This is a genomic window from Trinickia sp. Z7 (assembly GCF_056498045.1).
Window position 1 is genome coordinate 35,497 of the sequence record NZ_JAUEQW010000004.1, and the last position, 21,602, is coordinate 57,098.

At 60.4% G+C, this 21,602-nt stretch carries 19 protein-coding genes; 1 reads left to right on the forward strand and 18 read right to left on the reverse strand.

Translation table 11 applies throughout. The annotated features are described in order from the left end of the window. Positions 1 to 81: 81 nt before the first annotated feature. The 16 genes from QQS38_RS08995 to rfbB form a co-directional block, all read right to left on the reverse strand. Positions 82 to 2,097 carry a polysaccharide biosynthesis protein gene (locus QQS38_RS08995; RefSeq protein ID WP_479645033.1) on the reverse strand — a complete coding sequence of 672 codons (2,016 nt, stop codon included), beginning with the start codon at positions 2,095 to 2,097 and terminating at the stop codon, positions 82 to 84. Continuing rightward, entirely contained in the window at positions 2,094 to 3,269 is a 1,176-nt protein-coding gene (locus QQS38_RS09000) for a DegT/DnrJ/EryC1/StrS family aminotransferase (protein WP_479645034.1), read from the reverse strand. Before QQS38_RS09000 ends, QQS38_RS08995 begins: the two co-directional genes overlap by 4 nt. A 74-nt stretch (positions 3,270 to 3,343) precedes the next feature. Continuing rightward, the gene (locus QQS38_RS09005) at positions 3,344 to 3,955 is read right to left on the reverse strand and encodes an acetyltransferase (RefSeq protein WP_479645035.1); all 612 of its coding nucleotides are present in this window, start codon (positions 3,953 to 3,955) and stop codon (positions 3,344 to 3,346) included. Continuing rightward, complete coding sequence (locus QQS38_RS09010; RefSeq protein ID WP_479645036.1) at positions 3,952 to 4,542, reverse strand: sugar transferase; 591 nt, start codon at positions 4,540 to 4,542, stop codon at positions 3,952 to 3,954. The genes QQS38_RS09005 and QQS38_RS09010 overlap by 4 nt, the downstream gene beginning before the upstream one ends. Beyond that, positions 4,539 to 5,657 carry a glycosyltransferase family 4 protein gene (locus tag QQS38_RS09015; protein WP_479645037.1) on the reverse strand — a complete coding sequence of 373 codons (1,119 nt, stop codon included), beginning with the start codon at positions 5,655 to 5,657 and terminating at the stop codon, positions 4,539 to 4,541. Before QQS38_RS09015 ends, QQS38_RS09010 begins: the two co-directional genes overlap by 4 nt. Next, on the reverse strand, positions 5,654 to 7,651 hold the full coding sequence (gene asnB, locus QQS38_RS09020; protein ID WP_479645038.1) for an asparagine synthase (glutamine-hydrolyzing): 1,998 nt from the start codon (positions 7,649 to 7,651) through the stop codon (positions 5,654 to 5,656). The genes QQS38_RS09015 and asnB overlap by 4 nt, the downstream gene beginning before the upstream one ends. 2 nt (positions 7,652 to 7,653) lie before the next feature. Beyond that, complete coding sequence (locus QQS38_RS09025) at positions 7,654 to 8,715, reverse strand: glycosyltransferase family 4 protein (protein WP_479645039.1); 1,062 nt, start codon at positions 8,713 to 8,715, stop codon at positions 7,654 to 7,656. Further along, a complete protein-coding gene (locus tag QQS38_RS09030; RefSeq protein ID WP_479645040.1) occupies positions 8,712 to 9,656 on the reverse strand; it encodes a glycosyltransferase family 2 protein in 945 nt (314 codons plus the stop codon). Before QQS38_RS09030 ends, QQS38_RS09025 begins: the two co-directional genes overlap by 4 nt. Then, a complete protein-coding gene (locus QQS38_RS09035; RefSeq protein ID WP_479645041.1) occupies positions 9,653 to 10,708 on the reverse strand; it encodes an EpsG family protein in 1,056 nt (351 codons plus the stop codon). The genes QQS38_RS09030 and QQS38_RS09035 overlap by 4 nt, the downstream gene beginning before the upstream one ends. Then, positions 10,645 to 11,904: a flippase gene (locus QQS38_RS09040; protein ID WP_479645042.1), complete on the reverse strand. Its 1,260-nt coding sequence runs from the start codon at positions 11,902 to 11,904 to the stop codon at positions 10,645 to 10,647. Before QQS38_RS09040 ends, QQS38_RS09035 begins: the two co-directional genes overlap by 64 nt. 116 nt (positions 11,905 to 12,020) lie before the next feature. Further along, complete coding sequence (locus tag QQS38_RS09045) at positions 12,021 to 13,133, reverse strand: NAD-dependent epimerase/dehydratase family protein (RefSeq protein WP_479645043.1); 1,113 nt, start codon at positions 13,131 to 13,133, stop codon at positions 12,021 to 12,023. A 25-nt stretch (positions 13,134 to 13,158) separates the two neighbouring features. Continuing rightward, positions 13,159 to 14,436 (reverse strand): Vi polysaccharide biosynthesis UDP-N-acetylglucosamine C-6 dehydrogenase TviB, encoded by a 1,278-nt coding sequence (gene tviB, locus QQS38_RS09050; protein WP_479645044.1) that lies wholly within the window; start codon positions 14,434 to 14,436, stop codon positions 13,159 to 13,161. 79 nt (positions 14,437 to 14,515) lie between these two features. Beyond that, positions 14,516 to 15,070: a dTDP-4-dehydrorhamnose 3,5-epimerase gene (gene rfbC / locus QQS38_RS09055; protein ID WP_479645045.1), complete on the reverse strand. Its 555-nt coding sequence runs from the start codon at positions 15,068 to 15,070 to the stop codon at positions 14,516 to 14,518. Then, complete coding sequence (gene rfbA, locus QQS38_RS09060; protein WP_479645046.1) at positions 15,067 to 15,945, reverse strand: glucose-1-phosphate thymidylyltransferase RfbA; 879 nt, start codon at positions 15,943 to 15,945, stop codon at positions 15,067 to 15,069. Before rfbA ends, rfbC begins: the two co-directional genes overlap by 4 nt. Positions 15,946 to 15,956: 11 nt before the next feature. Then, a complete protein-coding gene (rfbD, locus tag QQS38_RS09065; protein WP_479645047.1) occupies positions 15,957 to 16,874 on the reverse strand; it encodes a dTDP-4-dehydrorhamnose reductase in 918 nt (305 codons plus the stop codon). Further along, positions 16,864 to 17,919 carry a dTDP-glucose 4,6-dehydratase gene (gene rfbB / locus QQS38_RS09070; protein ID WP_479645048.1) on the reverse strand — a complete coding sequence of 352 codons (1,056 nt, stop codon included), beginning with the start codon at positions 17,917 to 17,919 and terminating at the stop codon, positions 16,864 to 16,866. The genes rfbD and rfbB overlap by 11 nt, the downstream gene beginning before the upstream one ends. Before the next feature lie 650 nt (positions 17,920 to 18,569). Between rfbB and QQS38_RS09075 the strand changes: the two genes are divergently transcribed. Continuing rightward, a complete protein-coding gene (locus tag QQS38_RS09075) occupies positions 18,570 to 20,057 on the forward strand; it encodes a hypothetical protein (protein WP_479645049.1) in 1,488 nt (495 codons plus the stop codon). Between the two features lie 168 nt (positions 20,058 to 20,225). Here QQS38_RS09075 and QQS38_RS09080 read toward each other — a convergent pair whose 3' ends face one another. Continuing rightward, a complete protein-coding gene (locus QQS38_RS09080; RefSeq protein ID WP_479645050.1) occupies positions 20,226 to 20,624 on the reverse strand; it encodes a GtrA family protein in 399 nt (132 codons plus the stop codon). After that, a complete protein-coding gene (locus QQS38_RS09085; RefSeq protein ID WP_479645051.1) occupies positions 20,625 to 21,578 on the reverse strand; it encodes a glycosyltransferase family 2 protein in 954 nt (317 codons plus the stop codon). Between the last annotated feature and the right edge of the window lie 24 nt (positions 21,579 to 21,602).

Consider the following 21,602-nt stretch of genomic DNA (forward strand, 5'->3'; position numbering starts at 1 on the left):
GACCGAGCGAGCCGCGGGACCTCTCGCAACCGAAAGCTGCGACAGGAGTTGCAGCGCTTTGCGAGCCGCCCGTCCGTCGTTTCAGCCGGCAGCGGTCTCGATCGGGCGCCCGCTGTCGTCTCGAGGAACAAGCGTCGTATCCAACGCCTCCGCACGCTGCGGCTCGTAGCCATGGACATGCTCGCACAGTACCTTCACGATGTTTGCCCGGTCGTTCGCTTCCGCAGCCTGCCGTATGTCCACCAGCACAGGCGCCAAGTCGGACCAATCCATAAAATCCTCTCGTGCCTTCATGATGCGCTCATGCGCGGTGGCTTCTGGGTTGTCCCCGATCAGCAGTTCCTCGTAGAGCTTTTCGCCGGGGCGCAAGCCCGTAATCTTGATTTCGACGTCGCCGCCCGGATTGCGCTCGTCGCGAACCGACAGCCCCGCCAATTGGATCATGCGCTTGGCTAGATCCACGATCTTGACCGGCCTCCCCATGTCGAGCACGAACACTTCGCCGCCGCGTGCCATCGCTCCAGCCTGCAGCACCAATTGAGCCGCCTCAGGAATGGTCATAAAGTAGCGTGTCACTTGTTCATGCGTGACCGTCAACGGGCCACCCTTCATCAACTGCCGCCGAAAGAGCGGCACGACGCTACCGCTGCTGCCCAGAACGTTGCCGAACCGGACCATGGCAAATACCGTGCGATTGGCGACGCTCTCGCCAACGCACGCCCCATCCTCATTAGGCGGCAGTGAATCCAATATCCCAAACGAAGCCGCCTCACGCGCAGCCAGCGCTTGCAGCACCATTTCCGCCAAGCGCTTGCTCGCGCCCATCACGTTGGTTGGGCGCACCGCCTTATCGGTCGAGACGAGGACGAAGTATTCGGCCCCGCCCTCCATCGCGGCGCGCGCCATATTCAACGTGCCGAAGACATTGTTGAGCACGCCCTCCGATGGATTGCATTCGACCAGCGGCACATGCTTGTAGGCCGCCGCGTGATACACGGTGTCGGGCCGATGATGCCGGCATATCTCGCGCAGGCGCCCGAGGTTCGACACGCTAGCGAGCAACGGAACGACTTCAACGGGCAAATGATGCTCGGTGCAAAGACCCTCGAGTTCACGATGTATCGTGTAGAGTCCGAACTCGTTGTGCTCGACGAGCACGAGCCGCACCGGTCGCTCGAGAATGATCTGACGGCAAAGCTCGCTGCCGATGCTTCCTCCAGCGCCCGTCACGAGCACCGTCTTGCCCGAGAGATTGCGAGCAAGCAAAGCCTCGTCGGGCGGGACCGGCGCTCGGCCCAGCAGATCCTCGACATCCAACTCTTGGATATCGCCCACGGTGACGCGGCCCGAAGCGAGATCGACCATTCCCGGCAGCGTGCGCACGTGGACAGGCACCTCACGAAGACTGTCGATGATCGCGTTGCGACGCGCGCGCCCCAACGAGGGCATGGCCAGCAAGATGTCGGTCACGCCCATGCGCTCTACGGCGTCGCGCACGTCGTCGGGACCCATGATGTCGACCCCATTGATGCTGCGGCCGATCTTGGCCGGATCGTCGTCGATGAACCCGAGCACAACGAACTGGCGCCCAATCCCGAGTGCAGAGGCTGTCTGCACGCCGGCGGCGCCGGCGCCGTAGATCAACAGCCGGCCTTCGGCATGCCCCATCTTCACGACGGACGAACCGGCCAACCAGAAGCGCGCCATAGCGCGGCTCGCGCCTACGAGCAACAGGAACAGGATCGGCTGAATTAACCCTACGCTGCGAGGCACGCCGTCGAGCTTGAGCAGCATCAGCGCGAGAAAAAACAGTACGCCGTAAAGGCCGACCGCCTTGGCCGTGCTCGCCAATGCGGCCATGCCCGTGTATCGAAAGATGGCGCGATACAAGCCGAGCCGTACGAACAACGGGAATGCCAAGAGCGGTGCCAGCAGGTAAACGTACAACTGCTGCGCGTGCGGCAGACCGACCCGGTCGATACGCAGATAGAACGCGAACCAAACCGAAAACAATGCCAGGATCAAGTCGACCGCGACGACGACTAGGCGCTTTGCCGAACGCGGCAAAGCCAACAAGCGAACGGTCAGCCTAGTCACCTGCTTGCCCGCCCCAATGCATCGCTCGCCACGGTGCAGGTCTTGGCAACTTCGGCTGCCGTCAACGTGGGATGCACGAGGAACATCAGGCTCGTCTCGCCGAGCTCGCGGGCGACAGGCAGCCGATGCGCCGGGCGCCATTCCGTATCGTCGAATGCCTTCTCGAGATAGACCTCCGAGCAGGAGCCCTGATAGCACGGCACGCCGGCCGCATTGATGGTCTCGACGATCTTGTCGCGACTCCAGCCGCTTGCAAGCCGGTCCGGCCGTACGTAGACATAGCACTTGTAGTGCGCATGCACGCTGCCCGCCGGCAACTCCGGCACGCGCACCGATGGATACGGCTTGCATGCTGACCAGATCGCCGCAGCATGCGCGGCGCGCCTCTCGCTCCAATCGGCCATGCGACGCAATTGAATTCGGCCGATCACAGCTTGCATTTCCAACATCCGCCAATTCGTGCCGAAGCTCTCATGCAACCAGCGAAAACCGGGTGCATGTTGGCGTTCATACACCGCTTCGTAACTCTTTCCATGATCCTTGAAGGCCCACATCGCGCGCCAAACCGCTTCATTGTCGGTCGTGACCATACCGCCTTCGCCACCCGTGGTCATGATCTTGTCCTGGCAAAAACTCCATGCACCGACGTGTCCGATCGAGCCTACAGGGCGCCCCTTGTAGCGTGCGCCGTGCGCCTGAGCGCAGTCCTCGATGATCTTCAGGTCATGCCGCTCGGCCAACTCCATGATCGGGTCCATGTCGCACGGCCAGCCCGCCAAATGAACGCAAATCACGGCCTTGGTACGCGGTGTGAGGACGCGCGCTATCGTTTCGGCTGACAGGTTGCCGCTGTCGGTATCCACATCGGCAAATACCGGCGTTGCGCCCGCGTTGACGACGCAGGACACGCTCGCGATGAAAGTCCGAGGCGTAACGATAACTTCGTCGCCCGGGCCGACCCCTAACCCTTTCAATGCCAAATCGAGCGCCAGCGTACCGTTGGCCAGCGCGATGGCGTATCGCGTGCCAGACCATTCGGCAAACTCTCTCTCGAACTCGCGGCATTCACTGCCGGTCCAATAGTTGACCTTATTCGAGAGCAATACACGCCGGACCGCATCGGCCTCTTCGTCCGTGAAACTGGGCCAAGCCGAGAATGGGGTATTGAGCATAGATCGTTCAGAACCTCGGAAAGTTATTATCGCGCACCGCACGAAGTGCGAAGCGCATCAGTGCCCCTTGCGCCTCAGCGCGCGGGCACCCCCAGCACGGTCGCGTTTTCCGGCACGGGCCTCACGACGACGGCGCCGGCGCCAACTAACGCGCCTTGCCCGATGGCAATGCCTTGGCGCACCGTAGCGCCCACTCCGACCCACGCACGTGGTCCAACCGTAACGTTGCCGCTCAGGTGTGCGCCCGGACAAATATGAACGCCGTCCGCAAGCGTGCAGTCGTGATCTACGGTAGCGCCTGTATTGACGATACAAGCGTCGCCGACCACCGCATCAGCGTTCACCACTGCCCCGGCCATGACGACGGACCCGGCCCCTATTCGGGCGAATTGGCTCACGCAGGCGCGTGGATGCACGACTGTGGCAAGCGCCACTCCCGCGACGCGCAACGCTTCATGCTTCTCCCAACGCACAGCGCAATTTCCGATTGAAACCAGGGCGGCGTCGAACTCGTCTGCTGCGGCAAGCAAATCGGCAAACGCACCGGTCACCGGCCAGCGACCGTTCGTAGACACGCGTGGCCACGCATCATCGAAAAACACAACGCTCTGCCACCCCATCGCGAGTGCGGCGTCGGCCACGACCTTGCCATGACCACTTGCACCAAGCAGCGCCAGCCGATTCATTTTTTGCCCGTAAATTTATGCATGGTCGCTTCCCCCGCGGCCGAAATCCCGTCGCGCACCAACACCTTTCGCACCGTCAGCCAGAGGATTTTCAAGTCCAACCATAGGCTGTGGTGGTCGACATACCAGACATCCAGTGCGAACTTCTCGTCCCAACTCAGAGCGTTGCGGCCGTTCACCTGCGCCCAACCGGTGATGCCGGGCCGGACCTCGTGGCGACGCGCCTGCTCCGGCGTGTAAAGCGGAAGGTACTCCATCAACAACGGACGTGGCCCAACCAGGCTCATATCGCCCTTCAGTACGTTCCACAGCTCGGGCAACTCGTCGAGACTCGTTGCTCGCAAGAACCGCCCGAACACCGTCAGGCGCACCGCATCCGGAAGCAACTCGCCGTCCGCTCCGCGTGCGTCCGTCATAGTGCGAAATTTGACCATGACGAATGGCAGGCCACGCAAACCCGGCCTCGTCTGGCAAAAGAACACGGGCTTGCCGAGCTTGCAGCGCACCAACACGATCAGCAGCGCGAGCGGGAGAGCCAGAACGAGAAGCGCAGCGATCGAGACCAACATATCGAATAGCCGCTTCATGTCAGGCCCATCCCCTCGAGCATGGCTGCATTGACCTTGTGCACATCGTACTTATTCACGGCAATCTCGCGCGAACGCACACCCATCTGCTCGGCCAACCGCGGATCATTGACGAACCGAAGCATAGCCTGCTCCAACGCGTCCACCGAACGCACCGGTACGATAAAACCATTCACGCCGTCCACCACCGTCTCTCGGCAACCGGGGGCGTCCGTGGTGATAACAGCGCGCTGCATCGCCATCGCCTCGAGGACAGTGCGGGGCGTACCCTCGCGATACGACGGAAGCACATAGACCGTGCTGTCCGCGATCGCGGGCCGGACATCCGACAGCTTTCCAAGATAGTCGACTACGCCCTCCCTCACCCAAGCATCGAGTTCCTCCTGCTTGATGGAATCCGGGTTGGAATCGATCCATCCGACCAACGCAAACGACGCGGTCAATCCTTTCGCGCGAATCCGCCGCGCCGCGTCCACATATTCACGCACCCCCTTATCCCCAAGCAAGCGCGCGATCAGCAGAAAACGGGGGCTTCCCGCAGGCAAAGGCGTCGCCGGAAAACTGCTCAAATCGACGCCCGAACCATTCACGACACACGAAGGCACACCGGCGGCCAAGATCGCGCGCTGGCGAAACATCGCCTCGTCGTCGGGGTTTTGGAAGAAGACTTTGTCCGCGCGGCTGAGCGCCAGTGCGTAGAGGCGCTGGACGAGCGCTTGCAAACGGCCTCGCCCGCTCTCTTGCTGAAACGCGTAGCCCAGCCCTGTGATCAGCGCGAAACGACGCGGCACGCGAGCCAGCCACGCTGCCAACGTTCCGTAAATGACGGGTTTGATCGTATACCCCATGACAACATCGGGGCGAACGTGGCGCATCAAGCGATGCAGGTCCACCAGCGTGCGCAGGTCTGCTAAAGGGTCGGTACCCGTGCGGCGCATCCGCACGTCATGGACGACGAGGCCCTGCGCCTCCAATCTCGCACGCACCGGATGCGATGCGGGCAAATCGGGCGCGGCGACATGGACCTGCAGACCCTTGGCCTGGAGAGCCGCAATGAGCGGCCCGCGAAAGCCGACCAACGACTCGGCGAAACTCGCAATCATCAGGAATTTCACGCAGCGCGCTCCGCCAGCGTCGATTCGAACGCCGTCTCGTTGGCCAACCAGGCCTGAAACATCAGGACGCACCAGAGCGGGTGCTGCCAATTGCGCTGCCCGCTCAAGTGCTCCCGCCACTTCTGGCGAATCGGCGCGGGATTCAGCATACCCTCACGCCTCAAGCGCTGTTCGCTGAGCAAGTCTTCCGCCCAATCGCGCAGCGGCCCGCGCAACCAACTGTCGATCGGCACGCCGAAGCCCATTTTGGGGCGTTCGATCAAGGTGCGCGGCACGTGCCGGTAAAGCACCTGTCGCAAAATCCACTTGGTGGTGTAACCGGCGCCCTCTTGCCGCAACTTGTAATCGAGCGGCAACTTCCAGGCGAATTCGACGACGCGGTGATCGAGAAACGGGACGCGCGTCTCCAAGCTCGTGCCCATCGCAGCGCGATCCACCTTCGTCAGAATGTCGTCAGGGAGATAGGTCAGCATATCGAGCGCCATCATGCGCTCGACTTCACCGAGCCCGTCGAGTGCAGGCGCTGCACCTGTCAGCATCGTTGCCGGCTCGACGCCGCCCACCACTATGTCCCCTGGGGTTTGCCATTGGGACACCATGCCAAGATATAGTTCCGCCGACGACTCGGCCGCCATCACACCGGCGCCCTTATGAATCTTTTCGCCAATATTGGCCCAGCGCGTGGCGCCCGGATGCGACGCGGCCAGGCGATTCAAGCTGCGCGGCGAAACGCGTGTGAGCAACCACGCGGCGGCAGCGCGCACACTTGTGGGCACGGCCGAGAGCCGCCGCCAAAGGCTTGCCGTGATTTGATAGCGGTTGTACCCGCAGAACAGTTCGTCTCCCGCGTCGCCGGAGAGCGACACGGTCACGCGCCGTCGGGCCAACTCGCTGACGAGATACGTAGGAATTTGCGACGAATCGGCGAACGGCTCATCGTAGAGCGTCGGTAACCGCGGAATCACGGCCATCGCCTGCTCCGCCGTAACGTAGAGCTCCGTGTGGTCGGTGCCTAGATGCGTCGCTACGGCCTTGGCATGCTCGGCTTCGTTATACACATCGTCGTGAAATCCGATTGAGAACGTCCTGACCGGTTGCGAAGATTGCGCCTGCATCAGCGCTACGACTGTGGACGAATCGACGCCGCCGGACAAGAATGCCCCCAGTGGCACGTCGCCCATCGTCTGCTGCCGAACGGCATCTCGCAACAACCGTTCGAGCGCATCCACCGCCTCGTCCGCACTGCCCGCGAATGGCTCGCGCGCGCCTTCCAGCGCCGCTTGCGCACCGGACCAATACGAGCGCAACACGGGTTCGGGGCGATGCAGCGCAACCTCGAGCAGATAGCCGGGCAGTAGCTTGCGGATTCCTTGATAAATCGAATGCTCGCCCGGCACGTTGTTGTGGCGCATGTACGCGCACAAGGCGTCCCGGTCGATCCGCTTCTCGAACGCTGGGTGCGCATGCAACGCTTTCAACTCGGAGCCGAACAGAAAAGATCTTGCGCCGCCCGTTCCCTGCCAACCGTAGTAGAGCGGCTTCTCACCGAGACGGTCGCGCGCCAACGTCAAGGCACGCGTTTGCCGATCCCACAACGCAATTGCGAACATGCCCACGGCACGGCTCAGCGTGGCATCGATGCCCCATGCGTCGATCCCTGCCAACAGGGTTTCGGTATCGGAATGGCCGCGCCATTGCGGCGCAGCACCGGCCTGCTCCAACTCCTCGCGAAGCGAGAGATGATTGTAGATTTCGCCGTTGTACGCGATGACGTAGCGGCCGCTAGCCGCTTTCATCGGCTGATGCCCCGCTGGCGACAAGTCGACGATGGCCAAACGGCGGTGTCCGAACCCCACGAGCGTATCGGCATCACACCAGACGTCGCCGTCGTCGGGGCCGCGATGACGAATCCGATCGGCCATCGCGTTGAGGACGGCGGCCCGCTCATCCACTTTGGCGAGCTTGCCGCCGATAAATCCAGTGATTCCGCACATGATCAGCGCGCTCCTGCTCGTATCAACATTTGGGCAAGCCGAGGGGCGACCCGCTGTACGCAATACGCTTGCTCGACCCGCGCGCGTCCCGCCATACCCATCGAGGAGCGCAACGGCGAACTCTCCAGCAATCGGCTCAATTTGATCTCCCAGTCTTGCGGCCCATCGGCGAGAAAGCCATTCTCGCCCTCACGCACGATTTGCACATTGACGCCCACGGGAGAGGCGACCACCGGCAAACCACACGCCATGTACTGAATCAACTTATAACCACACTTGCCTCGCTCCCAAGGCGAGTCGGTCAGCGGCATGATGCCGATGTCGCATTGGGCAATCGATTCCGCTTCCGTGTCTTCAGTCCACGACACGCACTCCACATCGACTCCGGGTATCGACACCTCGGCGCCGATCACGCGCAGCTTGATCGCGTAACGTGCGGCGAGCCTGCGTAGCGGCTCCGCGAGGTCCCTCACATAGACGGCGGTCGAAGGGGAACCGATCCAAACGATACGTTGCACGGGGCCATCGTGGCGGACCGAATCGATCGGATAGCGGTCCAGATCAACCACCGTCGGCACAATTTCGACCCAACGGACCCCCGCATCGCGCGCACGCTGTGCAAGGTATTCGTTGCCGGCGACGATCAGGCTCGCCCCCGCCATCAGACGATCGATGCGCCGACCCAACAAACGGCGGACCCATTTGGAACGATGCAGGTCGTAATTATGAAAGAGCGCGTCGTCGTAATCGAGCACATAAGGGACCCCGCGCAGCAAGGTGCGCTCGATCGAAGCCGGGAACCAAGGTAAGGCCTCCTTTTCTATCCACAGCAAATCATATCGGCCGCGACGCCTCAAACATTGCATGCGGGCGCGATAGGCGGCGAGCAGCGCCCCGCGGCTGTACGATCCCGCCTCGTACCGGCTGCGGAGCATGTCGTCCCCGAGCAGCGGCTGCACGTCGACCTGAATTCCAGCGTTTTCAAGCCATGAAATGTGCTGCAGCATGCGCACGCGCGACGATGCCCCCAGCCTGCCGTAACGAGTAAGCGCAAGAACTCTCATCGCTTCGACGATTTCAGAATCGCGGGCAACGAACGCGCAAGCATGCCGTAGCCGCGCAGCGTGTTGCGGATATCTTCGACGCCGCCTCGTGCCGCGGCAAACAGCAACCGCGGGATCGGCTCGATGCACATCGTCACGCCAACCAATGCCCAAGCTTGCGCGCGCGAAAAATGCTTAAAGCCATATAACAGGCGGCTGCGCAAAGAATAGAACAAACGAGTGGCTTTGATTTGCCGCGAGGTGCCGCCGCCCGCGTGGAACGCCTGGGCATCGGCAAAATATACCACGCGCCCACCGGCCTGCTTTACGCGCAATGACAAGTCCAAGTCTTCAAGATAGACAAAAAAACGCTCGTCGAATCCTCCGAGTGATTCGAAGACACTTCTACGAATCAAATAGAATGCGCCGATCACGTGATCGACCTCTCGCGTCTCGGCGTGATCCCAATCCGTCATATGAAGCGTATAGCTACGCAGCGGAGGAAGCCGGTCGATTCCAAGCGCTGCCGCCGCAAACATACCGAGCGTGGGAAAGCGTGCGCACGCGCGCGCCGTATGTCCCTGCTCGTCGATAAGCTGGATCCCAGTGACGAAAACATCGGCCTTATCGGCCCGCTCCATGAAGGCAAGCGGCAACGCCAGCGAATTCTCGAACACGCGCGCATCGGGGTTGAGAAACAAAACGTACTCGGCATTGCCGAGGGACACGCCTTGATTGCACGCCGCCCCGAATCCGCGATTGCTCTCGTTTCTGATCACATGAACGGGAAAGCCCCAATCGTCTTCGACAACGACCCGCTCGAGCGAGTCGTCGATCGAGGCGTTGTCGACGATCGCAACGGAAGCGATATAGTTCGTGCCGAAACGCTTCAGGCTCAGCATGGCATCGCGCAACTGATCGCCGGAGGACCAATTTACGATCACGATATCAATCATACTCATGGCGTCAGTAACGGCTCGTAGAAAAGCATTCCATAGAACAGCATTGCCCCACTGAACAGCGCGAATGAAACGGCAAGCAGCTTCAGCGTTAGATCCTCGGACAATGTCGCCCTCACGACATAGACCAGGATGAACATCGAGAGCAATTCCCTAAAGCGACCCGCGATGATTGGATAGCCGACCATCGAAAAGTGGATAGCTACGCTCAGTACGATACCGATGATCGAATATTTCATCGGCACATCGCTGCGCTTCCAAAAGTACAGTGCGATGATCACCATCGCAATGTCGAACATGAAAGGGATCGGCACGATCGTGCTCGGAATCTTCCACGCCGGATACGATTGAAGCACTGGCAACACCGATCGGAACCACGTGAAAAGCGCGATCTTGCCGAAGAATCCCAGCAAGAACACAATCACGCCGAACGCCACGACGCCGCGCGCACTCAGTCGTCCCATGAAATAGACAATCAAAAAGACGATCGCCGAGTAGTGGAATCCGACCGCCGCCGTCAGCAGCAAAAATTCGTGCCAATGAAATTTCGTGTCACGTTTTCTGAAATATACGAAAAAGGCGATCGAGAACGCAATCGACGCGCGCAAGACCGTCATCTCGAACAGGATAAAATACCGCGTCAAGTAGAAATACAAAAAGACCGATGCGGCGCACCATGTCACCTCAGCGGCTCGAAACGCAAACCCTTTCAGCAAAACGCAAAACGAGCAGATCACGGTGTAGATCAGAACGTTACCGAGACCCAACAAACTCAGACAATAGATCAGAAACCGAAAACCCACCTCGAATCTGGAATCGATGTCGGCAACGCTTCCGCTTGAGCGCGCGAGACGAAAAAACCACAGGTAATAGCGATAATCTCGGCTCTCGCCGAGATACTGATGCCCGGCAATCATGCCCAGGAAGACGGCCAGCGTGGCGAGAAACGCGATATTGACCGCCGTTCGAGCGCGCTGACGAAGCACCTCACTCACACCGCCTCCTTCGACAGCACTTTCAAACACGACGTATCGAACAACATCCGTAGCGCCCATGCCACGGCAGCGCCCTCGACCCCGAAGTATCTGACGAGCACGACGAGTGCTCCGGCATAAAGCGGCACCTCAATCAGATGAACGATCGCCGTAACGCGAGTCTTGCCACGTGCATGGAGCAGCGCAAAATACATGGCCCCCATGGAGTTGGCGATCACACCAATGCACAGTATCCGCCCCACAGCGACGGAGGCCGGATCTGCAGGCTTGTGCAACCAGACCGTCAACAGAATGGGCAAGATGATCGCCAATACAGCCAGGCCGATCACCATTACCACTAACACGCGCTTGAGCCACCGGTTGAACAACCGCTTCGCCTGCTCCGGGTCGGTGGGCAACAAGCGGCTAATGGCGGGAAATGCGACAGTCGTCACGGCGCTCGACAAGATGAGCGTCTGCACGGTGACTTCGTATGGAATCACATACGTGGTGACCGCCGCTGCGCCAAGGATCGCAGCGATGAAGAATCGATCCGCCTGCACCAGCAAAGGGCTTACGACACTACTTACAGTAAACCAGCCGCCGAAATGAAATAACTGCCGCGCAACCGGTGCCGTGTACGTTCCGCGGCTTCCGAGCGAGGCCAGACATTGCAGCGCGAACAAGCGGTAAAACACCAGTGCCATGCCGCGCGACACGACCAAGCTCGCGATTAGCAGATCGACACGATTGGTTCGCAACGCGATCAAGTACGGCAAGCCGAAATTGGCCGCGCCGAGCAGCACGCGCACGATCGTAATGCGTTCGAAGCTGAGAAAGGCTTCGTTCACGCCGCGATAAGTGGCGCTCACCGCTTGCATCGGCAGCGCCAGGGCGAGCAAGAGAATGGCCGAGCGAATCTCTGTCTGCGGCACCTCGCCGGCATGCACGAACCTACCTACGCCAGCGAATGCCGCCAGCGCAATCAGCAGCATGCCAGCGCCGCCCGTCGCCAGCGTCAAGCGAGTCGCGGTTGCCAATACGTCCGGAATCTCGCGCTCTTTATGGCCATCGCGCAGAGCGGCGATGCGCTGCGTCGTCGCGCGACCGATACCGAGATCGAGCGCCCCGCCATAGCCGATCAAACCCCAGGCCAGCGCGAGCAGGCCGAAGCGCTGACCACCGAGCGCGGAGAGCAAATGCGGAACGGTTACTGCCGCGATTAGCAGCGGCAGGCCCAAGCCAAACAGGTTCCAAGAAACGTGTGATGTACGCATTTTTTATAGGATGGGCGCATCGCCGGACGTTGCGGCGCTGAGCGGACTCGACTTCGATTGCGTCGTCCCCGACCCCACCGCAGTTGCGCCGGAAGCGGATGCCCCAGCGCGTCGATTCATCGACGCAGCTTTTGAAAGTCGACGTACCAACTCATTGCTTCTTGTAGTCCCTGCTCGATGCGGTGCGTCGGCGCATAGCGCAGCAACCGTACGGCCTTGCCGATGTCTGCCTGGCTGTGACGAACATCCCCTGCACGAAAATCGCGATAGACAGGCTGCACGCCGGGGTCGACGCCGTGTGCCGCGAGATTGCTTCGCAGCGACGCGAATAAGCCGTTAAGGGTGGTCCGATCGCCGACCGCGACGTTATAAACCTGGTTCGTCGCATCATCGTCTTCGACCGTCGCGGCAAGCAGGTTCGCCTGCACCGCATTGGCGATGTAGCAGAAGTCACGGCTCGTCTCACCGTCGCCGTTGATGTAGACGGTTTCACCGTCCAGGAGCGCGGCCGTCCACTTCGGAATCACCGCCGCATAGGCGCCTTGCGGATCTTGCCTAGGCCCAAAGACATTGAAATAGCGCAAGCCAACAGTCCTGAAGCCGTAGCAACGGGCAAACACGTCGGCGTACAGCTCGTTGACGTACTTGGTAACAGCGTACGGGCTCAGCGGCGACCCGATGCGATCTTCGATCTTCGGCAGCCCCGGATGGTCGCCGTAAGTGCTGCTGCTGGCGGCGTAGGTGAAGCTTTTGACTCGAGCATCGCGCGCCGCGACCAGCATGTTGAGGAAACCCGTGATGTTGGTTTCATTCGTCGCGATAGGATCGACGAGGCTGCGCGGCACGGAGCCCAGCGCAGCCTGGTGAAGGACATGCTCGACCGGATACGCCTTGCCCTCGGGCTCAGTGCCCGAGTCTTCTCCTGCCGTCGTTGCTTGGAACACGAAGGCACGCTTGCAATCCTCGAGATTGCGGATGTCGCCGCGGACGAACTTGAAATTCGCCCACTGTGCGGGCGTCACGAGGCCGCGCACTTCATCGAGATTGCGCTGGTGACCGGTCGCGAAGTTGTCCAAGCCGACTACGCGCTGATCGAGCCGGAGCAGCGTTTCGAGCAGGTTGCTGCCGATGAAGCCGGCGACGCCCGTCACGAGCCACGTACGCGCCTCGCTAGCAAGACGATTTCGCAACTGTTCGTACGCACTCGTTTGAGAAGATTTCTCTGACATGGTCTGTCGCCCCACTACATCCGTTTTATAAACGTCCATCGGCCGCGCCGATCGGCAAGATACCTTTCACATCGAAAAGCACGGACCCAGGCTGGCCCAGCGCTTTGATGCCTTGCTCCCCCATCGACACGAACTGATGATGGCCGACGGCCAGCACCACCGCGGCGTATTGGCCCGGCTCCGGCCATTGCGTCATGCACTTGAGACCGTATTCGTGTTCGGCATCGGCCACGTTGATCCAGGGATCGAAAACATCGACCTGCGCGTTGTACGACTCGAGCGTGCGAACGATATCCACGACCTTTGTGTTGCGCACGTCGGGACAATTCTCCTTGAACGTCAAACCGAGCACGAGAATCTTGCTTCCGAGCACAGGCAAGCCGTTGCGCAGCATGAGCTTGATCGTTTCGTCGGCCACGTGCTGCGCCATGTTGTCGTTGATGCGGCGGCCGGCGAGAATGACCTCGGGGTGATAACCCACCTCTTGAGCCTTGTGCGTCAGATAGTATGGATCCACACCGATGCAATGCCCGCCGACGAGTCCCGGCCGGAAGGGCAGAAAGTTCCACTTCGTGCCGGCGGCTTGAAGCACTTCCAGCGTGTCGATACCCAGCTTGTGGAAGATGAGGCTAAGCTCGTTCATCAGCGCAATGTTGACGTCCCGCTGAGTGTTCTCGATGACCTTCGCCGCTTCGGCCACCTTGATGCTGCTAGCCTTGTGCGTCCCCGCCGTGATGATCTGGCTATACAGCCCATCCACGGCATCCGCCACTTCCGGCGTGCTGCCGCTCGTCACTTTGCGAATCGTGGGCAGACGATGCTCCTTGTCGCCCGGATTGATCCGCTCGGGGCTGTAGCCGCAAAAAAAGTCGACGTTGAACGACTTGCCGCTGAACCGCTCCAGCACCGGCACGCAGATCTCCTCTGTCGCACCCGGATAGACGGTCGATTCGTAGACCACGACGGCGCCCGCCGGCATCACGCGCCCGACCGTTTCGCTGGCTTTGACCAGCGGCGTCATGTCGGGGCGGTTGGCCTTGTCCACGGGCGTGGGCACCGTGACGATAAAGACCTGGCAATCCCGGAGATCGTCGACGTTGCAGGTGAACGCGAGTTGCCGCGCTGTCGCGAGCTCCTCGGGGCTGACTTCGAGCGTCCCGTCAGCGCCGGACTGCAACTCAGCGATGCGGGCCGGATTGATGTCGAAGCCCACGACGGGGCGAAGCTTTCCGAATTCGACAGCGAGCGGCAAGCCGACGTAGCCCAAGCCAATGACGGCGATTTTTGCTTGGTTAAGGTTCATGCGCGACGAAAGAGACTATGTTGATAAGCGGTAACTCAATGCCGAGCGATCCAACGATCGTCCCGGCGTTTCGACGAAGTCAGACGAACACTTCTGCCTCGGAAAGCCGCGCCCCCTGCTGATCCTTGGCGGACAACATGACGGGCGTTCCAAGGTCGGGCCATGCTATCCCGATGTCCGGATCGTTCCATACGATGCAGCGTTCGTATTGCGGCGCGTAATAGTCGGTCGTCTTGTACAGGAAATCGGCCGATTCGCTCAATACGACGAACCCATGAGCAAAGCCTGGTGGTACCCAGAGCTGGCGGTGGTTGTCTTCGCTGAGCTCGACGCCCACCCACTTGCCGAACGTGGCTGAGTGCTTGCGAATGTCGACCGCTACGTCGAACACGGTGCCGCGCACGACTCGCACCAGTTTGCCTTGCGGCTGCTGGATCTGGTAGTGCAACCCGCGCAGCACGCCCTTGGCGCTGCGACTGTGGTTGTCCTGCACGAAAGTCACATCGACCCCAGTGCCGTCGACGAATGCCTTCTGATTGAAACTTTCGAAAAAGAAGCCCCGCGCATCCCCGAACACCTTGGGCTCGATGAGCATGACTTCGGGAATCTCAGTGCGTATGACGTTCAAGCTCATTTAATTGCACCCGAAAGGATCTGCTGCAAGTACTTGCCATAACCGTTCTTCGACAGCGGGGCAGCCAGCTTGGCTACCTGCTCGGCACTGATCCACTTGCTCCGGTATGCGATTTCCTCTGGGCACGCCACCATCAGCCCCTGCCGCTTTTGCAGCGTTGCGATGAAGCTTGCCGCTTCGAGCAGCGAATCATGTGTACCCGTGTCGAGCCATGCATGACCACGCCCCATGATTTCGACGTCGAGCTGCCCCATTTGGAGGTAGCGCGCGTTGACGTCGGTGATCTCGAGCTCGCCTCGCGCCGACGGTTTGATATCGGCCGCGATATCGCAAACCTGCCGATCGTAAAAATAGAGTCCTGTGACTGCATAGTTCGAGCGCGGCTGTGCCGGCTTTTCTTCAAGCGAAAGCACGCGCAATTCATCGTCGAACTCGACCACGCCGTATCGCTCGGGATCTTGAACGTGATACGCGAATACCGTAGCGCCATTTTCCCGTGCGGACGCGTTCTCCAACTGCTGCACCAAGTCGTGACCATAGAAAATGTTATCCCCGAGAATAAGCGCCGAGGAATGGTTTGCTATGAAATCGCGACCGATGACGAAGGCTTGCGCCAACCCATCCGGAGAAGGTTGTACGGCGTACTGGAGATTGATGCCCCAATTGCTGCCGTCCCCGAGCATATCCGCAAAGCGCGGTGTGTCTTCAGGCGTGGAAATGACGAGTATGTCGCGGATCCCCGCCAGCATCAGCGTGGACAGCGGATAGTAGATCATCGGCTTGTCGTACACCGGCAATAGCTGTTTCGACACGGCGCGCGTGATCGGATAAAGCCGAGTGCCGGACCCGCCGGCCAGAATGATGCCTTTGCGCATATTGCGAACCGTCAAGAAAGGATCTGGTCGAGCAGCAGATGCATGCCCTCGCGCCAGTCCGGAAGGTAGATGCCAAACGTCTCGCGCAGCTTGCGTGTGTCGAGCCGAGAGTTCGCAGGGCGCGGCGCGGGCAACGGATAAGCGCTCGTGGGGATCGCTTCGATGCTCGCGGGGTCGATCTTGAGTTCGATGCCGCGTGCGGCGGCATTTTTGAGCACTTCGGTGGCATAGCCATGCCAATTCGTCTCGCCGCCGGCGGCCAAATGATAGACGCCTGCGGGAAACGATTCGCGCTGCCCATGGAGCCAGTGGCGCGAAATGATTTGAGCAGTCACGTCAGCGATCAGGGCCGCTGTGGTCGGCGCGCCGAACTGATCGGCAATCACGCGCAGCCCGTCCCTCTCTCGCCCCAGCTTGAGCATCGTTTTCGCGAAATTGCCGCCGTGTGCCCCGGCAACCCAGCACGTGCGCAGCACGAGGGCCATCGCCCCGGCCGCTTCAATGGCCCGCTCGCCGGCCAGCTTGCTCTTGCCGTAAACCGATTGAGGGTTGACCGCGTCGGTTTCGACGTATGGGCCTTGTTTGCAGCCGTCGAATACATAGTCGGTCGAATAGTGAACCAGCAGACTGCCAGCTGCTCGCGCCTCTTCGGCGAGCACCCCCGGCGCCACGGCGTTGACGGCCAGGGCGGTGTCGACGTCGCCTTCGGCCTTGTCTACGGCAGTGTAGGCCGCCGCATTCACGATGACGTTTGGACGCCATTCGCGCAGCACCCCGCGCAGCGCCTCGGGACGCGACAGATCGCAGCCGGCGCGGTCGAGCGCGATTACGCGGCCAAGCGGCGCCAGACTCCGGCGCAACTCGAAGCCGACCTGACCGTTACTTCCCGTCACTAGCAGCGTTGGCACGCCCGGCGAGTTAAGCTGCATAGTGCTGCGCCACCCAATTGCGATATTCGCCGGACATAACGTCTTGCACCCAGTCCTGGTTTTCCAAATACCACTGAATCGTCTTGCGCAGGCCCGATTCAAAGGTTTCGGCCGGCTTCCAGCCGAGTTCGCGCTCCAGCTTGCGCGCGTCGATCGCATAGCGCCGATCGTGGCCGGGACGATCTTTCACAAACGTGATTTGATCGCGATAGGAACCAGATGCTTTGGGACGCAGCGCATCGAGCTGGTCGCACAACGTATGAACCACTTCGAGATTCGTCTTCTCGTTCCAACCGCCGACGTTGTATGTCTCACCCGGTGAGCCATGCGCGAGCACTGTGCGAATCGCGGAGCAATGGTCGCCCACGTAGAGCCAGTCGCGCACGTTCAGGCCATCGCCGTAGACGGGCAGCGGCTTTGCGCCGAGTGCATTGGCGATCATCAGTGGAATCAGCTTTTCGGGAAAGTGATACGGGCCGTAATTGTTCGAGCAATTGGTCGTGAGCGTGGGCAGGCCGTAGGTGTGATGATATGCACGCACGAGGTGATCGGAAGCGGCCTTCGTCGCCGAATAGGGACTATTGGGCGCGTACGGCGTAGTTTCCGAGAACTGCGGGTCCGTGGCCGACAACGAGCCGAACACTTCGTCGGTCGAGACGTGAAGAAACCGGAAACCGGCCTTTGCGCCGTCGTCCAAGCCGCTCCAATGCGCGCGCGCTGCATCGAGCAACGTAAAAGTGCCGACCACGTTCGTCTGGACGAAATCCCCAGGGCTGCAAATCGAACGATCCACGTGGCTCTCCGCCGCAAAATGCACGATCGCCCGCGGCTTATGCTCGGCAAGTAGCGCATCCATGGTGGCGCGATCGCAAATGTCGGCGCGCACGAAGACGTGCTTTGGGTTACCTTCCAACGAGCGCAGTGTGCGCAGATTGCCCGCATACGTCAGCTTGTCGACGTTCACCACGGGCTCGCCGCCACCGCCCAGCCAGTCAAGTACAAAATTGGCGCCGATGAAACCGGCGCCGCCCGTTACCAGGATCATTGGCATTTCCTCGTGGAATTTTATGAACGGTCGAGCAAACCCTTAGGGATCATCCGGCCGCGAACACGGAGCATCACCTAACGAGCCGAGGCAATGGCCCAGAACTCGCCGCTCAGCGTCGACAGGCCCTCGCCCTTCGCTGGGGCGTCTCGCAATTTGCAAAGACCGTAATTATAAGGCGGCGGACAACAAAAACCACGCTCTTCACAACTAGAAACAGCTTGACAGGCACCGCCCTTCGCATTACCGGTGGCCGCACCTCGCCCCGCCAGGCCGTTCTCTCTAGCGGCATTTCGCCACCGGGCGAGCGAAAAACGCAAGCCGGGGTGGGCGGTGCCCCCGTCTTGCGAGTAGGCGAGCGGCCCGCCTATAATAGCGCCCCGCGTCCTCGGCTCCGGTGCAAGGCGCGCGGAGAAAGCCGAGACCCCGTCGGGCACGTGAGTCCGACGATCGCAAGACTCTTATTGAACGTGACGGGTGCCCATAGGCGGTCCGCACTCGCCTGCGGCGAACCTCAGGTGCTCACAATGTCCAACAACGACCTCGCCAAAGGTGCCGGCCGTTCCCCAGTACGACGCTCGCCCGAGGCGCTCCTACCGCCTTTGGGCACGAGCGCGGCGACGCGCGAGCGCCTCGCTACGCGCACGCTAGTGCAACTTATCGCCCTGTCCCTGATCGCCACACTGTCCCTTTTTTTGTGGGAAGGCCGGACCGGCCTGAACATTCCGGACGGCGGCTTCTTCTGGTACGGTGTGCAGCGCATTCTGCACGGCGAAGTGCCAATTCGAGATTTTCAAGCGTACGACCCCGGCCGCTATTACTGGTCCGCCGCATTGCTGGCCTCCACGCAGGGCGCAAGCATCGTTGCCTTGCGTGCGACGGCAGCCGTCTTTAGCTGGATCGGCGTCTTTGCGGGCATCTGGCTCGTTGCTCGCAGCACGACAAAGGCCGACCGCGTCTTGTGGCTTATGGCCACGGTATCGATCTGCGCGTGGATGAACCCTTGGTTCAAGGTTTTTGACAATACCTTGGCCATTCTGCTCATTTGCGGGTTCGCGTACCTGTTGCGACGACCTTCGCCGCGAGGCTACTTCGTCGCGGGGCTTTGCGTGGGATTTGCCGCCGTGTTCGGGCGCAACCACGGTATATACGGGCTTGTGGCGTCGATCGGCGCAGCGGCCTACCTCGCGATCAAATTGCGCCGCCCCTGCACGTTGAAAGAATTCGGCGCAGGTGTTCTGGGCATCGCCGCCGGTTTCAGTCCTTTGCTGGCCATGTTGCTGATCCCGGGCTTCGCCTCAGCATTCTGGGATAGCATCCGACTGATATTTCATGCGGGAGCCACGAATTTCCCCCTCCCAGTGCCGTTTCCGTGGCGTGTTCCATCCGACCAGATGCCGCTCGGCGCATTACTCGGCATCCTATTTCTCTGGATCATTGCGTTCCCGCTAGCGGGCCTCGTGTGCGCCGCGTTCAATTTGCGGGCCAGCGCATCGACGCGGCCAGAGTTCGTTGCGGCCCTGCTCGTCTCGGTTCCATATGCTCATTATGCGTATTCGCGAGCCGACGTGGACCATATGGCCGTGTCTATAACACCGGTGCTCGTGGGCTGCTTCATCGCTCTAGCACGTTCGAGTGCACCGCTTCGCTATGCTATGGCGGCAGCACTGGTCGCGCTCAGCATATTGGTCGTCGGGCCGACTCATCCCGGCTGGGCATGCCAACAGACCTCGTGCACGGTCACGCCTGTCGGGACCGACAAACTGCGAGTCGTGCCCGGAACGGCGAAGGACGTAGCCCTGTTGAACAAACTCGTTCATGACTTCGCGCCCAACGGGAAAGCGTTTTACGTGACACCGTATTGGCCCGGCGCCTATGCGCTCTTCGACCAAAAATCACCGGCATGGGCGATATACGCGCTGTGGCCGCGCACCGAAGCATTCCAGCGACGCGAAAATGAGAGAATTGCGGCGGCGCAGCCAGGGTTCGTCTTAATCAACGATTTACCGTTGGACGGCCGGGAAGGTCAGCGGTTTTCCCAAACCAACTCGCTGACGTACGCCTATGTCAAAACGCACTACCGCCTGCTGACCGGTTACGGCGTGCCGGACGGCTACGAACTCTACGTCCCTCGCTGACCAGAGCCATCATTGGAGCGAACGACGGCGCTGCCCGCGCAGCGCCGAAAACTGCCGTAGCCGCCCCCGCTCGGAGCATACGGCGGGCCTCGCGGCGCCCGGGCGGCGGCCGATGCCGACGCAATACGTTACGTGCCCGTAGACCGTCATGCGCAAGGTCGTCCAGTTTCATCTCGCTTTAAATGCGACGGTGCGCATCAGAACGAACGACAGGAGCGCCATGGGCAGCAAACATAGCGCGCCCGCTTGATACGAGTTGAGTCCGAGCACCAGCAGCAGCTTCAACAAGATGACGTTGATCCCATAGACGACACCGTAGACGAGGACAAAGCGAAATATCAGGCTGTTGTCCCGCGACTTAAAGACGAACATGCCCGTGCTCTTGAAGTTGAAGAGAACACCAAGCACAGTCGCAATCAGCAGCGCAACGGCATAGGGAAGGCCGAAATACAACAACAACGCAAAGCAGGAATACCCGAACGCTGTGTTCAGAACGCCCACAGCAAGAAAACGCGCAAAGAGGGTAGCGTTTCCGTGAGCGGCGGCCCAGGCGCGCAGTCGTCGCATTTAGCGGCGATCCTCGAAATTGACTCGCTCGCGCTCGACTACAAGCGGCAAATTGCGCACATGAGTCAGTATCATTCCAACGTACTCGCCCAAAATCCCGAGAAAAAAGAACTGCATTCCCGCGAAGAAGAACAGCCCGACTAGCAGAGGCGCCATGCCCATGTTGAACGAGTTCCAGAAGAGCAGCTTCAGCACGAGGAACGTCAACGAAGCGAGCAGCGATAGCACACCAAGCGCCAACCCGGCGAAGGTCATGAGTCGCAGGGGCAATTTCGAATGCTTCGTCATTGCCAGCAGTGCCTGATCGAACAGGCCGTAGACGTTGGCTTTCGATACGCCTCGCTTACGCATGGGTTGAAGAAAGCTAATCGTGCAGCGGGAGAACCCCAGATCGCAAACTAAGCCGCGAAAATACGGATAGGGATCGGCCAGCCGCCTAAGCGCGTCAACCACTTTCTTATCGTAAAGACCCGCCCCCGTCGCATTTTCCTCGAGCGGTACCTCGCTGATGGAGTTCAGTAGCTTATAGTAGGTCTTCCGAACCCTCTGCATGATGCGCGACTCTTCGCTGCGTGCCTTCGTCGACATGACGACGTCGAACCCCTCTTCCCATTTTTGGATGTATTCCTTGATGAGTTCCGGAGGGTCCTGCAAGTCGGCTGCGACCAGCACTACGGCATCACCGTAGGCCTCGACGATGCCGTAGTAAGGCGAGCGAACCGGTCCAAAATTGCGGACGTTGACGATGATTTTTAGATTGGGATCCTGGCTAGCGAGCGCCTTGGCGATCTCAACCGTCCTGTCCGTCGACGCATTGTCGATGATGATGTGCTCGTAATCGTAGCGCTCACCGAGCGAAAGCATCGTTTCACGAATGCGAGCGTGCAATTCCTCGACGTTCATCTCTTCGTTGAAACATGGGGTCACCACCGAGATCAGCTTCTTCCCTTCCATGCCTTGCCCCTTTCCCTTCCAATT